The organism is Niveispirillum cyanobacteriorum, from assembly GCF_002868735.1.
GTDB lineage: Bacteria > Pseudomonadota > Alphaproteobacteria > Azospirillales > Azospirillaceae > Niveispirillum > Niveispirillum cyanobacteriorum.
In genome coordinates this window covers 108,445-123,699 of sequence record NZ_CP025612.1, presented here as the reverse complement: position 1 = coordinate 123,699, position 15,255 = coordinate 108,445, and the positions used below count along the sequence as shown (strand labels likewise).

The following is a 15,255-nucleotide window of genomic DNA, read 5'->3' as shown; positions in this document are numbered from 1 at the left end:
CATGGACACGAACATCGGCCCCGACGGCGGCATTACACTAACACCGGAGATGCTGGAGCATCTGGGCCTGAAGCCCGGTGACCGTCTAACTGTGCTGTTGACCGCCGATCACCGCGTCGAACTGGCAGCCCCGGCCAAGGCGCCGGGGGAGAAACTGCTGAAAAGCATGCTGGGCCGAACGGGCAAAGGCTCATAAAAAAGAAAGCCCATGTGTTGGCGACCATGGGCTTTTAAAGTTTCCGTTGGAAAGCCACAGGCGGCTTCGATCTAGTTCCTTACCGTTTGGGGGCGTGATTCGGGCCGTGATACGACATAGAGGGCGGCCAGGGCCAGCAATCCGATCGCGCCGCCGGCCAGCCAGGGTTGCCCCTCGGCGGCAATGTACAGGATGCCCGCTCCCACACTCATCCCTGCCAACGCCGCCATCTTACCCCGCCGTGTCACCTGCCCCTGCTCCAGGAACAGCCGCAAAGGCGTACCAAAACGCGGATGCCGCAGCAGCCGATCCACACGTGGATCACCCAACCTGACCAGGCACCATGCCGACAGCAGCAGAAATACCGTCGTCGGCATGACCGGCAAAACCATGCCGACCATGCCCAGCAGAAGGAATAGGCTGGCACCAAGCCGGTAAAGACCACGGGCGATGGGCCGGGGCACAGGAAAGGGTCGTTTCATAATCTCTTCTCCTGACCTGTGATTGCGACGTCGCAATCAGGCCAAACGACAAGCATCCCGTACGGTAGTTCGGTCATTTCAACTGGTACAATTGATTGTTCGAATGATAATGATCGGCAGAACCTATTATGCGTTCTGGGGTGAAAAGATGAATCTACGGGACCTGCGCTATGTCATCGCCGTGGCCGACCATCGCCATTTCGGACGGGCAGCAGAGGCCTGCCATGTCAGCCAGCCCACCCTTTCCGGTCAGTTGAGAAAACTGGAGGAAATGCTGGGCATGACCCTGTTCGAGCGGACAAATAAGTCCGTCGTCCCGACGCCGGCGGCGGAACAGATCCTGCCGCTGGCCCGCGCCGCCGTGGAGAATGCCGATGCCATCGCTGCCTTGGCCAAGGGCTGGCGCGACCCGCTGGCAGGTTCCTTACGTCTTGGGGTCATCCCGACATTGGGACCATACTTGATGCCACGCGTGCTGGGCCCGCTGAAACAGCACTATCCAAACCTGGACCTGATGCTATGGGAAGATATCACCGACAATCTTCTAACGCGTCTGCGCCGTCATGAACTGGATGCCGCCCTTCTGGCGACCGATGTGACAGAGGATGGGATTGTCGACATCCCGCTGTTCGACGAACCGTTCCTGCTGGTCATTCCGGAAGCCCATCCGCTGTCGGGGGAAGGGCAGGTGAGTTCAGCGCAGCTTGAGAATGTCGAGATGCTGGTACTGGCCGATGGCCATTGCCTGCGTGATCAGGCGCTCGCAGCCTGTAAGCAGCCGGGCGGCGGGCGGGCCGACCTTCGCGCAACAAGCCTGGAAATGCTGCTGAACATGGTGGCCGCCGGCTATGGCTGCACCCTGGCGCCCGCCGTGGCGGTGGCGGGGCGCGCGTCCCCCGTGTCTGGCACGGTGACGCGCCCCCTGACCCCCGGAACGGCGGGCCGCACGGTTCGTCTGGCCTTCCGCGAGACCTTTCCCCGCCGCACAGCCGTGGAGGCGGTGGCAGCGGTGATCCGAACCTTACATCCTGGGGGAACCTAACCCACGCGGACCTTACGGAACCATTCCAGCATTTCCGCCGGCTCCACCCCATGGCCGAAAACGCGGACGAAGGTCCCGTTGCGGTCCATGAGATAGATGAAGGCGGAATGATCCATCAGATAGTCGGACGTTCCCGCTTCTTCTGCTGACACCTTCTTATAATAAGCACGGTAAGCCTTGGCGGCAGCGTCGATCTGCTCCGGGGTACCGGTCAGGCCCCGGAGCTGCGGATGGAACAGGGGCACATACCCCGCCAATTGCGGCCCGGTATCACGCTCCGGGTCGATGGTGATGAACAGGGCCTGGGCTTCGGCGCGTTCTTCGTCCGTCATCTGATCCAACGCCTGCCCGATCAACTGCAAATCGGTCGGGCAGATGTCGGGGCAAAAGCTATAGCCGAAATAGACCAGCGAGATTTTGCCCTTGAGAATGTCCTGGGTGACCGGCTGCCCCGTATGGTCGGTCAGGGAGAAGGGGCCACCGATGGCGGCGCGCCCCTGTCCTTGTTCCGACTTCTTCGGTGACAATCGGTCAGCGACCAGGACAACGGTGCCCAGCAGTGCGGCAGTCGCCAACACGGCCAGGCCAGTCCAGAATGTCCGACGCTTCACGATACGGACAATCAGTGCTGATGGCCGGAATGCTCGCCATGACCGCCATGGTCATGCTCGGCCATCGGTGCCTTGGCACCCGGCCCCTGTACCGGCACATTGACACTCACCGCCCCTGCCTTCTCAAAGTTCAGGGTCAGGGGGAAGCTTTCACCCTGCTTCAGCGGTGCCTTCAGGCCGATCAGCATGATATGCAAGCCACCGGGCTTCAACTCGGTCGGCGTTCCCGCTGTGACCGGGATTCCCCCATCGACCGGACGCATCTTGGCGATGCCATCCTGCATCAGGTGGGTATGCAGTTCCACCTTGTCCGCCACCGGGCTGCTGCCGCCCAGCAGCTTGTCACTGCCGGCATCGATACTGAGCGTCAGGAAGGCGGCGCCGGCCTTTGCCGTGGGGGCAGAGGCGCGGGAGAAGGGGCTGGTGACACTGATCTCCGCCTGCGCGGCACCGGCCAGCAGCAGGACAGCGGCGGAAAGGAACAGGCGATGGGCAAACGTGCGCATGGATTAATTCCGTCTGTTAAACATCATGGAACAGGGTTGGGGCAGGGGAGGTCATATCCCCGGCGGTCCCCGCGCACCCAATCCATGGGCCCAGATCGGGACATGCCGGATCAATCCCGGCAGCAGAAGCATCGGCACCCGGTCCCAAAGCCGTGGCAACGGAATGCCGGCCTGTTCCACCGGCCCTGACGGCACTGGCAGCAGGCCGAAGGGGCAGGCGAGCCCATGATCAACCGTCTGAGTGCCAGTTCCATCCAGCGTCACCTGCACCACACGGCACAGCGTCAGGGTCAACGCGCCCCGCGCCAGTGCGGCCGTGTCCGGCATGTAGCCGCGCGGCAGAAGGGCGACGAGCATCAGCGCCGGCAACAGCATCCACGCTGTCCAGCCCCGCCAACCACCCTGCCGCATGATCATGGCGCCTGTCATATCCATGCGATGCCATGCGGGCGGGGCGCTGTCCAATGTTCTGTTGTCGCAAGCCCACACAGGCTCAATGCAAGCGGCTACCCACCGGTGCCCGCTCCAACACCGGCACCCGATCGGATGACAGGTCGTAACCGGCATCCAGCATCAGCCGTGAATACCCTTCCAAAACGGCACCCGCCGTCTGCGCTGCCTCCGGTGGTAACCATGCCGTCATTATAGGTTCCAAACCGACGCCGTCTCCGCCTTGAGCATTGATCATCGCATTCAGCAATTCCGCCTCGTCATCGGTCAGCCGGGTACAGGCAGGGCAACCCAACGCCGGCGGATGCCGGGCCGCGATCAGGAATATCCGCATCAACCGGTCGATATTGAAAGGGGCAAGGGGAACCCCCGCCGATGCATAAACATCCCGCAGCAGCAGGGAAGGGCACCGCCCCTGTCCCGTGCATGCCGCCCAATAGCGCAGGCCCCACAAGGCCAGCCGTGCCGATGGGTACAGGGCCACAAAGGGCATGTTGCCGGCGATGGCGGGGCGATGGGGACGGGCACGGCCGCGACGGTCGATCTGCATGTTCCTTGATCCTTGTGGAGATGCGACGTCGCAACAATAGAGATATTAATAATCATTCTCAACAATTGAATGCCTGTTGCCACCTCATGACCGAGAGGCCATTCTGACTTATCGAAAGGTTTATTCATGGGCATGCTGATCTTTTCCCGTCTCGCGGCGCCATTTGGCATGTGGGAAACCCACGCGGGCGAGCCTTTGCAGGACACGCCGGATCTAATGGTGGAACTCCGTGACCAGTGGCGCGAATGCGCCGCTGGCCCTCGCATACCGCGCGCCCTGGACTTTACCCCTGTTGCCTTGCGCAGCATCGCCAACAACCTGGCTCTGGTCGACCTGCGCCTGGGCGTGGAACAGGCGCGGTATCTGTGGGCGGGGCAGGGACTGGTGAAACTGTTCGGCTCCCCCCTGACCGGCAAGCTGTTGTCGCAATGCTATAAAGGCCAGACATTGGCGGAAGTGCGCGACGCTTACCGTCGCATGCTGGAATTGGGAGGCCCGGTTTTCTCTGATCGCCGGTTCCGTGTCTTCACGGAAAAGCTGGGCTATCACCGTCTGATGCTGCCTTTGCTTGACGACACGGGCGAAGTCGGATTCGCGATGTTGATGATTCTGCCCAAGGGAAATCTGCGCTCTTCCATGGACTGGCGTTGCCTGGAAATGGAGTTGGACCTTGTCGAGGCGCTGCGCAGCACAGAACGCTGACCTTTTCCTTACCGTTTGGGGGAGTGGGCGGCATAGCTGGGACTCGGCGCATCCTTACTCCCTGGGGGATGAAGGATACGCCCGGAATCCTTACGGCCTGGGGGAGCGCATCCTTACCTCTCGGGGGCCTGAAGCCCTTTACCTGCCTCACCATCCTCCGAGTCCCCAGGACCACAGGGCAGAAGTAAAATCCCGAGTCTCCTTACGGCTTGGGGGAAGTTACTCCTTACGCCGTGGGGGCGTGCCAAGCTGCCCATGACAGGCCCCCAAACAGTAAGGATTCCCCCGCGGTGTAAGGAATGGGCCAGCACATCACGTTCGGAGTCGCCAATCCCCCAAACAGTAAGGATGAGGCCTTACGAGTCGGAAATAATCGAACGCAATATCGGTTCAAGTTAGTGCAGACCCATCCCCACCAAATCTCTCAATCAACCCAAAAATCCTATCCTGTTTAGTGTTCCAAGATTCTAGTAAAGATTCTAAGGACCGGAGACGGGCGGATTTGCTGGGGTTTTTGGGCATCATCCTTACAGCGCGGGGGTGGCTTTCCCCACGTCTCGGGGGCATTTCACCCACGCCCCGGGGCGTAAGTGTTTCCCCCATCCGGTAAGGCATGGAAATCCCTGTGGAAAACACCTTTCCTTACTTGCACAGGCTGTAAGGAAGGGACTAACTTCCGTCCCAAGAGAGGGGACCCTGCCATGCCACCCAGCCGCCGCAAGACCAGCAGTTCCGAATCGGTGCGGGATGAACCCTTGGCTGCCATCGTACCCTATGTCCCCTCTGCCGGCGACAGCGGCGTGGTGATTGACCTGGAAGGCAGTCTGGTGGAAGGCAGTGGTGGGGGGGAGAACCTGCCGGCCCTGGACCGGATGGGTCAGACGGCGAGGGTGGCCTCTGCCACCTTTGAACGCGACGGCTACAAGCATCTGATCAAGGCGGCAGAGGCGGTCTATTCCTACCCCGCCAACGGCTCGCGCTTATCCCTGCCGGCGCAGAAGATGCTGAATTTCATGATCCATCTGGCCGGCAGCCAGAATTTCGCCAACAAGCTCTACCGCCTGCCCAAGAAGGTGGTGCGCGGCAACCACAAGGGCAATGAGCGCATCTTCGACGCGGTGAAGGAGATCTACGAAAGCTCCCTGGTCGTGATCGGCCCGTTCCGAGGGCGGCGCAGCCGTGCGGAATTGCGCATCCTCTCTTCCTATGTCCGGCCGGAGGATGAGGTGGAGATCGACAGCACCGACATCCATTTCCAGTTCACCGACGCATTTCTGGAACTCCAGCGCTCGTCCCAGCTCTGGGCGCGTCTGTCGGGTCCGGCCATGGTCAAGGTCACCAGCACCTACGCCCTGAAGCTCTATGAGATCGGGATGCAGCGCTATCAGATGGACCATCCTTCTCTGACCTTGGATATCGAAACGCTGCGCAAACTGCTGAATGTGCCTGAGGGGGCGTACAAGGATTTCGGCATCCTGCGCACCCGCACCATCGACCGCGCCATGGCCGAGGTAAACCAGTTAGCTCCCTTCCGCGTGGAAATGCCGGAAGAGAAGATGAAGCGAAAAGGCCGCAAGATCGAGGAAGTGACCCTCGATTTCCACGCCAAGGATGAGGACGAGGCTGCCGACACTTTCCTGGAACGTGAACGCAGCTCCACGGGCCGCAAAACCCGGCGCGAGGCGGGGGAGGGGACGAAGCCGGCCCTGGCCGCCGCACCCCGCTCCCTGCCGGAACCCGCCCCGCCCTTGCCCGATGCCGACGATGCCGAGGCATTGTGGGCCGCCGCCCGTCATGCGCTCAGCCAGAAGCAGGTGCCCGGTCCCCTGCTGCGTGACCTCAGCGTGATCGGGATCGAGGAAACGGCGCGCGGCACCCGCAAGCTGGTGCTGCGCGCCGGCCATGCCGCAACGGCGGAGACGGCCCGGCGCAGCCATGAGGCGACGATGCGCACCGTGCTGTCTTCGCTGACATCGGGCAGCATCAGCGAGGTTGAGTTTCAGGCTGCACGCCAGGGTCGATAGTCTGGCCATAATTTCAAGAGATGCACATTGTGGCCGGGGCGCGATGTGCAATCGGCAAATCGGGTCGCTACCCCACCTGCACTATGGTCTGCACCAACTAACTGGCAAGGGATGCGGACAATGGACGTGAAGGACTGCAACGGCAATATCCTGGCCGAGGGTGACAGCGTCACCCTGATCAAGGACCTGAAGGTCAAGGGTGCCAATGTCACGCTGAAGCGCGGCACCGTCGTCAAGAGCATCCACCTGACCGATGATCCCGAAGAGATCGAGGGCAAGGTGGAAAAGGTGAAGGGCCTAGTCCTGAAGACCTGCTTCGTCAAGAAAGCCTGATCTGACCGTCTGTCGAACAGCCGCGTTGACATGGGATGTTCCCCGGTCCGCTTCCGGTGATGCTGCGGGCATTAAGCTGATTGGGGGAGGAAAAGATGGTGCGGCTGCGGCGTGGTTATGCGGACGGTCCCTGTGGCCAGATCCACTATTGGGATGGCGGCAAGGGCAAGCCGCTGGTCCTTGTGCATCAGGCCATTATGTCGGCCAACGAATATGACCATGTTTTCCAGCCCTTTTTGGACCGGGGCATACGGCCCATCGCGTTGGATCTGCCCGGCTTCGGCCTCTCCGACCCGCCGGTATCACCGCCCAGCATCGCCGACTATGCCGCCGCCATCCCGCCATTGCTGGACGCCTTGGGTATTCGGCGCGCTGCCATCGGCGGCCACCATACCGGCGCACTGGTTAGCAATGAGGCCGCGAACCTTTATCCTGACCTGATCAGCGCCTGCATCCTGGGAGGCCCGCTGCTGATTTCCGACACTGTGCGTCAGGCCCTGATCACCGATATAGTGGAGCGGGAAAAGGCCTTCACGGCCCTGCCAGAGGCCGCCCACATGGTGGAGGTGGCGAAGATCCGCGAGCGCTATGCCGCCGGCAGTGTCAGCCTGGACCGCATCACCGACTATGTGGTGCAGGCCATGCAGGCCTATGCCATGGGCACCTACTGGTACGGCCACGCCGCCGCCTTCGCGTATCGCCAGGAAAGCCCGCTGATGGCCCTGCGCCAGCCGACCCTGATCCTGACGAATACAGGCGACATGATCTATCAGGCAGCGCTGGACGCCCACCGCATGCGCCCCGACTTCGCCTTCCACGCCATTGACGGCGGCGGCATCGACATCCTGGACCAGAGCCCGGTGGAATGGGCCAACGCGGCAGCGGACTTCCTGCACGGGGTGGATTATTGATCCCGCTGTTGACGCCCCACAACCCCACCAGTTGACAGACCGTCAACCACTCCCTATGCTCCCACGTCAGAAACGGCCACAAGCAGTTGGGGGCGCATCATGGATGGGGCGGCGTTGAGGGCTGCGCGCGAGGCGCGGGGGGATACGCAGCAGGCCTTTGCCGACTGGCTGAATGCCCGCCTGGGCCGCCGGTACGATAAGGGCCGCGTTTCGCGCTGGGAAGGCGGGACGGAGAAGATCCCGCAGGCCGTGGCCGATATCGTAGTGGCCCCGGCCCGGCGGCAGCGTGACCGCGCCACCATTATCGCCATTTCCAACCAGAAGGGCGGGGTGGGTAAGACCAGTGCCGCCGTGAATATCGCCGCGGCCCTGGCGGCCTTGGGTCAGCGCGTGCTGCTGGTTGATGCCGACCCGCAGGCCAGCGCGACCGTCCATCTGGGTATCAGCCAAGCCGAGGCATCCGACGCCGGGCGCACCACCTATCACGTCATGCTGAAGGATCAGCCCGTATCCGGTGCGGTGATGCCGGTATGTGACGGGCGCTTCCATCTTCTGCCCTCCACCATCCTGCTGTCGGCGGCGGAGACGGAGTTGATGGCCGAACCGATGGGCACGCTGGTCCTGCGGGAGAAGCTGTCCAGCGTGTCGCGCTCCTACGACTATATCCTGCTGGATTGCCCGCCGCATCTGGGCATGATGACGTTGAACGCGCTGGCGGCCGCGACGGGCGTGCTGATTCCCGTGCAGACGGAAATGCTGGCCATGATGGGCGTGCCGCTGCTGCTGGACACCATCGCCAAGGTGCGGCGGCGGGGTAATCCCGACCTGTCGATCATTGGCATCCTGCCCACCATGTTCACGTCGCGCCATACGCAGGACCGCGCCACCCTGGCCGACCTGACGGAACGGTTTGGCGGCAGCCTTCGCATCTTCACACCGGTGCCGCGCTCCACCATTTTCCCGCAATCGGTGGCCGCCGCACAGCCGACCGTGGATGTGGCATCCGACCCCGCCATTGTCGCCCCCTTCCGGGAGGTGGCCAGTTCCCTGCTTGAAGCCGACCAGACGGAGGAAGCCCGTGTCGCGTAAGCTCGCCCGCACCAATCCGGCGCTTGCCCCCGCCACGCCGGCGGTTCCGCGCGACAGCGGGTTGAACCGGCTGTTCGGCACCTCCGCAGATTTCCCGGAACTGGTGGAACTGGACCTGGATCAGGTTCATCCCAACCCGGAACAACCGCGCCGGCATTTCGATCCCGCCGCCCTGATGGAATTGGCCGACAGCATCCGCCACAATGGACTGTTGCAACCGATCCTGGTGAAGAAGCACGCCGAAGGCGGTTACATCATCGCTGCGGGGGAGCGGCGCTGGCGTGCCCATGGCCTGCTGGGCAAGCCCACGATCTTCGCCGTCATCACCAAGGGCGATATTGAGGAAGTGGCGCTGGTGGAGAATCTCCAGCGCCGCGATCTCGATGCGCTGGAAACCGCCTCCGCCCTGTCCCGTCTGGGTGAACGGCATAATTATGCCCAGGAACAATTGGCCGCCGTTGTCGGCCTGTCCAAGTCGGAGGTCTCCCGCTTGCTGGCCCTGCGTGGCCTGCCGGAGAAGGTGCAAGCTGAATATCCCGCATTCCGGGACAAGGTGACCAAGAGCCACCTGTTCGTCCTGGCCGATACGGAAGGGGAGGAGGCGCGCCTTGCCCTCTGGTCGCGCATCAAGGAAGGGGCGACCATCAAGGAATTGCGTGTCGCCAAGCAGAAGCCGACGGAGCCGGTGGTCGAAAGCCCAGTCCTGACTGTCGCCCGCAAACTGGGCCGCAGCCTCGATAAGCTGTCGGATCGGGCTGGCCGGTTGGCCGACGATGAGGTGCAGAGCCTGACGGCCCTGCGTGACCGGATCGACCGTTTGATCAAGGGCTGAACTTGCGACGTCGCAAGCAACTGCTCCCCCAAACGGTAAGGATTGTCGATTCTCCCCCAAGGCGTAAGGAAGGCGTGACGATGCGTTGGATACTGACGGCAGCCATGGTGGCGATGCTGGCCGTAAGCCCCGCAATCGCCCAGAATCGGCCTGCCACCAGTCCGGCGGCACCGGCCCAGGCGGCCAAACCGGCGCAGGTGGAGGGGTTCCGCAATGCCCGCTTCGGCATGACCGAGGCACAGGTGCGCGACGCCATCGGTAAGGATTTCAAGCTGTCAGGCGATGCAATCCAGCGGGTGGAAGAACCCACGGAGCGAACGACGGCCCTCATCGTGAAGGTCAATGACCTGCTGCCCGAAAGCGGGCCGGCGGTGATTGCTTACCTCTTGGGGTACAAGACCAAGAAGCTGTTCCGGGTGAATGTGATCTGGGGGCAGGAGATCGGGTCTCCGACCAAGCCGGAACAGATTGTCGGCACCGCCAACGCCCTGCGCAATTATCTTCTGAGTCAGGGGTACCGGCAGGAAGGCCTGATCCTGAACCAGTCGCTGGGCGATGATAATGTGTTGGTTTTTCAGGGAAGTGACGTGCAGGGCCGCCTGACGGAGCTGATCCTGGGGATTACCAAGAAGCCGTCGGCCAAACCCGATGCGCAGCCGGAAGTGGCCGGTGCCAGCCTTCGGTTGTCCTATGTTGAGAAGCCCAAGGAACCGGATATCTATCGCGTGCCGGGCGGTTTCTGATCCTTACCTTCCGGGGGAATCCTTACCCCCTGGGGGCTTATCGCTGTGCTACCCTTGAAAAAATTCGACAGCATGTCGGATTGCCCTATCTCCGTTCGTCTTCCTGATAGCAACCGGCATCGGGCGAAACAGGAGGGGGCTTTGCGCACAGAAATAAACTTTCTGATACCGGAAATTTTGCAACGGGGGTTTGCCGCCCTGTTTGCGGCGGCTTTGTGATTGGGATCACATGAAATGATCCACGTTCACCCGATAAAAGCCGAAATTCCTTCAAGGCCGCTGTTTGGCAGGGCGGTCTTTGCGGCGCCGCGACGTTTATCACGAAAGTGCTAAGTGCCGTGGCCGGCTTCGTCATACCCAACGGCGGCCATTCATGATACATCCGCGACCGGATGTAATTTCATGACCGGCCGAACCGGTAACAATAAAGTTCAAGGAACTCACGTCATGCGCACGACCACCCGGCTTTCCGGTTCCCTGTTTCTTCTGGCATTGACGCTTACCGCCTGTGGTCAGGATGGTGGTGGCGCCGGGATGGGCATGGGCGCAATGCCGCCGCCGGAGGTGGCTGTGGTTGCCGTCAATCCCGCCCCTTATACACTGACGTCGGAACTGACCGGTCGCGTGACACCCTATCGCGTGGCGGAAATCCGCCCGCAGGTGTCGGGCATCATCAAGGACCGGTTGTTCACGGAAGGCAGTGATGTGAAGGCTGGGCAATCGCTCTACCAGATCGATCCCGCGACCTACCGCGCCGCCCTGGCGCAGGCACAGGCCGATTTGAAAAGTGCGGAGGCGCAGCTGACCTCCGTCAAGGCGCGTGCTGGCCGCTACAAGGAACTGGTTGCCGTGAAGGGCGTCAGCCAGCAGGAATATGATGATGCCATGGCCGAATTGGGCGCGCGGGAGGCGGCGGTCGCCGCCGCCAAGGCTGCCGTTGAAACGGCCCGCATCAATCTGGATTATGCAGGCCTGACCTCGCCGATCGCGGGCCGGGTGGGCCGCTCGCGCGTTACGCCAGGTGCCCTGGTTACGGCGGGTCAGGCTGAAATGCTGACCAGCGTCACGCAGCTCGACCCGATCTATATCGACCTGACCCAGTCTGCTGACGCGGTAGCGGCACTGCGCCGTCAGGTCGCGGCGGGGGAGGCGACGATCCCGGAAGGCGGAAAGCTGAAGGTTAAACTGATCCTGCCCGATGGCACCGCCTATGCCGAAGACGGGGCGCTCGACTTCTCCGACATCACGGTGGATGAAGGCACGGGCACCATCGGTCTGCGCGCCACCTTCCCGAATCCGCGCCTGGAGCTTTTGCCCGGTATGTTCGTGCGTGCGGTGGTGGATCAGGGCACGCGGGCCGATGCCATGTTGGTGCCGCAGCAGGCCGTGATCATCGGTCCCGGTGGTGTAGCCACCGCCATGGTGGTGGGTAAGGAAGACAAGGTGGAAATCCGCCCTGTCACGGCGGCTAAGGCCGTCGGGGACCAGTGGGTGGTGACCAAGGGTCTGGCGCCCAAGGAACGGGTGATTGTCCAGGGCGTGCTGAAGGCTGCCCCCGGCGCACCGGTCAAGCCCGTGCCCTATAATCCGGCTCCTGCCGCGGCGGGTGCAGCACCTGCCCCGGCCCGCTGATCATTCCCGGAGAGAACCGAAATGGCGAAGTTCTTCATTGATCGCCCGGTCTTTGCCTGGGTGATCGCCATCGTGATCATGCTGGCCGGCGCGTTGTCCATCATGCGTCTGCCGATTGAGCAATATCCGGCCATCGCACCGCCTTCCATCGCGGTCAGCGCCTCCTATCCAGGTGCGTCGGCTGAAACGCTGGAAAAGACTGTCACCCAGGTCATCGAACAGAACCTGAAGGGCATCGATAATCTACGCTACCTTTCCTCGACCAGCGATGCGTCGGGCAGCGTCACCATCACCCTGACCTTCAATGCCGGTACCGATGCCGACATTGCCCAGGTGCAGGTGCAGAATAAGGTGACGCCGGCTTTGTCCTCGCTTCCGTCGGAAGTGCAGCAGCGCGGCGTTGTCGTGTCCAAGGCATCGGCCAGCTTCCTTCTGGTTGCCGGTTTTGTATCCAAGGATGGCCGTCTGGACGGCAATGACCTGGGGGACTTCGTCGCCTCGCGCGTTCAGGACCCGATCAGCCGTGTGAATGGTGTCGGTTCGGTGCAGGTGTTCGGCGGTGGCTATGCCATGCGCATCTGGCTGGACCCCGTCAAGATGGCGGGCCTTGGCATCACCGTAGACGAGGTATCGGCGGCGATCAAAGCCCAGAATGCCCAGGTCTCTGCGGGACAGGTCGGCGGCACCCCGTCGGTCAAGGGGCAGCAGCTGAATGCCACCGTGACGGCACAGAGCCGCCTGCAAACGCCTGAGCAGTTCGGCGCCATCCTGATCAAGTCCAGCCGTGATGGTGCAGCCGTTCATGTGCGCGATGTCGCGCGGGTGGAACTGGGTGGCGAGAGCTATGACTTCGTTTCCCGTTACAACCGCATGAATGCGGTCGGCCTCGCCGTCAATCTGGCGACGGGTGCCAATGCGCTGGAAACCGCGGCATCGGTGAAGCAGGCGATCGAGGCGCTGCGCCCAAGCTTCCCGGCGGGTGTGGATGTCGAATATCCGTATGAGACGACGCCGTTCGTGAAGCTGTCGATCCAGGAAGTGGTCAAGACCCTGGCCGAGGCCGTGGTTTTGGTCTTCCTGGTCATGTACCTGTTCTTGCAGAGCTTCCGGGCGACCATCATTCCGACCATCGCGGTTCCGGTCGTGCTTTTGGGTACCTTCGGTATCCTGGCGGCATTCGGTTTCACCATTAATACCCTGACCCTGTTCGGCGTCGTGCTGGCCATCGGCCTGCTGGTGGACGATGCCATTGTGGTCGTGGAAAATGTAGAACGGGTGATGGCGGAGGAGGGACTATCCCCGCGTGAGGCCACGCGAAAATCCATGGAGCAGATTACGGGTGCCCTGGTCGGCATCGGCCTGGTCCTTTCGGCCGTGTTCGTGCCCATGGCCTTCTTCCCCGGCTCCACGGGCGTCATCTATCGCCAGTTCTCCATCACCATCGTATCGGCCATGGCCCTGTCGGTGCTGGTGGCGCTGGTGCTGACCCCGGCGCTCTGCGCCACCATCCTGAAGCCGCAGGATCACCATGAACGTGGCGGCTTCTTTGGCTGGTTCAACCGTGGCTTCAACCGCGCCAACCAGTCATACGTGTCCGCCACCGGCGGCGTGGTGCGGCGGAGCAAGCGGTTCCTGTTGGTATTCGCGGGTCTGGTGGCGATCCTGGGTGTGCTGTTCTTGCGCCTGCCCACCGCCTTCCTGCCGGAAGAGGACCAGGGCATCATCTTTGCCATGGTGATGGCGCCGCCGGGTTCGACCCAGGAACGCACCATGGAGACGGTGAAACAGGTTGAGGATTACCTGCTGAGCCAGGAAAAGGACAATATCCGGGGCGTCTTCTCCATCGGTGGCTTCAGCTTCGCGGGTAGCGGTCAGAACTCCGCCATGGTCTTCATCCAGTTGAAAGACTGGTCGGAGCGCAAGGGGGCGGACAACACCGCTCAAGCCATCGCCATGCGTGCCATGGGGGCATTCATGGGCCTGAAGGACGCGATGGCCTTTGCCTTCACGCCGCCCGCCGTTCTTGAACTGGGCAATGCTACTGGCTTTGATTTCCAGCTTCTGGACGAGGCAGGGGCCGGGCATGAGGCGCTGCTGGCGGCGCGTAACCAGCTGCTGGGCATGGCCGCACAGCATCCAGCCCTGGCGGGTGTACGCCCCAATGGGCTGGAGGATACCGCACAGCTCAGCATCGACGTGGACAAGGCCAAGGCAGCGGCGCTGGGCCTGCAAATCGCGGATATCAACACCACGCTGACGGCCTTCTGGGGCTCCACCTATGTTGATGATTTTATCGACCGTGGCCGCGTGAAGCGCGTGTTCCTTCAGGCCGATGCGCCGTTCCGCATGCTGCCGGAGGATATTCAGAAGCTGCATGTCCGTAACGACCGGGGGGAGATGGTTCCCTTCTCCGCCTTCGCCAAGGCCAGCTGGACCTATGGTCCGCCCAAGCTTGAGCGGTTCATGGGCACCTCGTCGATGAACATCCAGGGTCAGCCGGCACCGGGCTACAGCTCCGGTCAGGCGATGGCGGCGATGGAAGAGCTGGTGGCGAAGCTGCCGCCTGGCATCGGCTTTGCCTGGACGGGCCTGTCGTACGAGGAACGGCTGTCTGGTGCACAGGCACCCGCTCTGTACGCCATCTCGCTGCTGGTCGTGTTCCTCTGCCTGGCGGCCTTGTATGAAAGCTGGTCCATCCCGTTCGCGGTGATGCTGGTGGTGCCGCTGGGCGTGCTGGGGGCCGTGGTTGCAGCCACGTTGACCGGCATGGCCAATGACATCTATTTCCAGGTGGGCCTGCTCACAACCATCGGCCTATCGGCCAAGAACGCCATCCTGATCGTGGAGTTTGCGAAGGAATATTATGAGAAGGGCATGGATCTGGTGGATGCGACCCTGGAGGCCGCCCGTCAGCGCCTGCGCCCCATCATCATGACCTCACTGGCGTTCATTCTGGGTGTTTCGCCCCTGGCTTTGGCATCCGGTGCCGGATCGGGCAGCCAGAACGCAATCGGTATCGGTGTCGTCGGTGGCATGCTGTCGGCCACGGTGCTGGCCATCTTCTTCGTGCCGATCTTCTTTGTCGGCGTCGAAAAGCTGGTTTTGCGCTTTGGCAGCCACAAGAAGCCGAAGGTGGGGCAGGAGTGATCAAC

The 15,255-nt window shown here is 62.3% G+C and carries 16 protein-coding genes; 11 read left to right on the top strand and 5 right to left on the bottom strand.

Annotation, left to right across the window (positions count from 1 at the left end; all coding sequences use genetic code 11):
- Position 1 precedes the first annotated feature (1 nt).
- Complete coding sequence (locus tag C0V82_RS16515; RefSeq protein WP_102113578.1) at positions 2–196, top strand: AbrB/MazE/SpoVT family DNA-binding domain-containing protein; 195 nt, start codon at positions 2–4, stop codon at positions 194–196.
- Positions 197–267: 71 nt separating this feature from the next.
- Here C0V82_RS16515 and C0V82_RS16510 read toward each other — a convergent pair whose 3' ends face one another.
- The gene (locus C0V82_RS16510; RefSeq protein ID WP_102113577.1) at positions 268–678 is read right to left on the bottom strand and encodes a YbaN family protein; all 411 of its coding nucleotides are present in this window, start codon (positions 676–678) and stop codon (positions 268–270) included.
- Positions 679–826: 148 nt separating this feature from the next.
- Between C0V82_RS16510 and C0V82_RS16505 the strand changes: the two genes are divergently transcribed.
- On the top strand, positions 827–1,720 hold the full coding sequence (locus C0V82_RS16505) for a LysR substrate-binding domain-containing protein (RefSeq protein WP_102114351.1): 894 nt from the start codon (positions 827–829) through the stop codon (positions 1,718–1,720).
- On the opposite strand, the gene C0V82_RS16500 is transcribed toward C0V82_RS16505, so the two are convergent.
- The 4 genes from C0V82_RS16500 to C0V82_RS16485 are packed head-to-tail and all read right to left on the bottom strand — an operon-like array spanning position 1,717 to position 3,837.
- Positions 1,717–2,331: an SCO family protein gene (locus tag C0V82_RS16500; protein ID WP_158659990.1), complete on the bottom strand. Its 615-nt coding sequence runs from the start codon at positions 2,329–2,331 to the stop codon at positions 1,717–1,719. The genes C0V82_RS16505 and C0V82_RS16500 overlap by 4 nt on opposite strands.
- Positions 2,332–2,342: 11 nt before the next feature.
- A complete protein-coding gene (locus tag C0V82_RS16495) occupies positions 2,343–2,837 on the bottom strand; it encodes a copper chaperone PCu(A)C (RefSeq protein ID WP_102113575.1) in 495 nt (164 codons plus the stop codon).
- A gap of 51 nt (positions 2,838–2,888) precedes the next feature.
- Complete coding sequence (locus C0V82_RS16490; protein WP_102113574.1) at positions 2,889–3,272, bottom strand: hypothetical protein; 384 nt, start codon at positions 3,270–3,272, stop codon at positions 2,889–2,891.
- Between the two features lie 58 nt (positions 3,273–3,330).
- Entirely contained in the window at positions 3,331–3,837 is a 507-nt protein-coding gene (locus tag C0V82_RS16485) for a hypothetical protein (RefSeq protein WP_102113573.1), read from the bottom strand.
- A 126-nt stretch (positions 3,838–3,963) separates the two neighbouring features.
- Here C0V82_RS16485 and C0V82_RS16480 point away from each other — a divergent pair, with 126 nt between their 5' ends.
- The 9 genes from C0V82_RS16480 to C0V82_RS16440 all read left to right on the top strand — a co-directional run bounded on the left by C0V82_RS16480 (position 3,964) and on the right by C0V82_RS16440 (position 15,250).
- A complete protein-coding gene (locus tag C0V82_RS16480) occupies positions 3,964–4,539 on the top strand; it encodes a PAS domain-containing protein (RefSeq protein ID WP_102113572.1) in 576 nt (191 codons plus the stop codon).
- 701 nt (positions 4,540–5,240) lie between these two features.
- Positions 5,241–6,563, top strand: a complete 1,323-nt coding sequence (locus C0V82_RS16475) for a replication initiation protein (protein WP_102113571.1) — start codon at positions 5,241–5,243, stop codon at positions 6,561–6,563.
- 120 nt (positions 6,564–6,683) lie between these two features.
- Complete coding sequence (locus C0V82_RS16470; protein WP_054169117.1) at positions 6,684–6,896, top strand: alkylphosphonate utilization protein; 213 nt, start codon at positions 6,684–6,686, stop codon at positions 6,894–6,896.
- Between the two features lie 95 nt (positions 6,897–6,991).
- Positions 6,992–7,807 (top strand): alpha/beta fold hydrolase, encoded by an 816-nt coding sequence (locus tag C0V82_RS16465; RefSeq protein ID WP_102113570.1) that lies wholly within the window; start codon positions 6,992–6,994, stop codon positions 7,805–7,807.
- Positions 7,808–7,906: 99 nt separating this feature from the next.
- Entirely contained in the window at positions 7,907–8,896 is a 990-nt protein-coding gene (locus C0V82_RS16460) for a ParA family protein (RefSeq protein ID WP_245924262.1), read from the top strand.
- Complete coding sequence (locus C0V82_RS16455) at positions 8,886–9,728, top strand: ParB/RepB/Spo0J family partition protein (protein ID WP_158659989.1); 843 nt, start codon at positions 8,886–8,888, stop codon at positions 9,726–9,728. The genes C0V82_RS16460 and C0V82_RS16455 overlap by 11 nt, the downstream gene beginning before the upstream one ends.
- Before the next feature lie 80 nt (positions 9,729–9,808).
- Positions 9,809–10,471, top strand: coding sequence for a hypothetical protein (locus C0V82_RS16450; protein WP_102113568.1), 663 nt, complete (start codon positions 9,809–9,811; stop codon positions 10,469–10,471).
- 447 nt (positions 10,472–10,918) lie between these two features.
- Complete coding sequence (locus C0V82_RS16445) at positions 10,919–12,103, top strand: efflux RND transporter periplasmic adaptor subunit (RefSeq protein WP_158659988.1); 1,185 nt, start codon at positions 10,919–10,921, stop codon at positions 12,101–12,103.
- Between the two features lie 21 nt (positions 12,104–12,124).
- Entirely contained in the window at positions 12,125–15,250 is a 3,126-nt protein-coding gene (locus C0V82_RS16440) for an efflux RND transporter permease subunit (protein ID WP_102113566.1), read from the top strand.
- Positions 15,251–15,255 lie beyond the last annotated feature (5 nt).